Genomic DNA, 278 nt, shown 5'->3' on the forward strand with positions numbered 1-278 from the left:
TACCTGACCACCTGTGTCGGTTTGGGGTACGATTTGATGTTACCTGATGCTTAGAGGCTTTTCCTGGAAGCAGGGCATTTGTTACTTCAGCACCGTAGTGCCTCGTCATCACACCTCAGCGTTAGTAAGCGTCCGGATTTACCTAAACGCTCCGCCTACATGCTTAAACCGGGACAACCGTCGCCCGGCTAACATAGCCTTCTCCGTCCCCCCTTCGCAGTAACACCAAGTACAGGAATATTAACCTGTTTCCCATCGACTACGCCTTTCGGCCTCGC

Annotated in this window: 1 rRNA gene; it reads right to left on the reverse strand. The window is 52.5% G+C overall.

Annotation, left to right across the window (positions count from 1 at the left end):
• Positions 1-278: ribosomal RNA gene (locus tag NNN71_RS25050) — 23S ribosomal RNA — on the reverse strand; the annotation flags it as partial.

This window comes from Kluyvera sp. Awk 3, assembly GCF_028069715.1.
Lineage (GTDB): Bacteria > Pseudomonadota > Gammaproteobacteria > Enterobacterales > Enterobacteriaceae > Kluyvera > Kluyvera georgiana_A.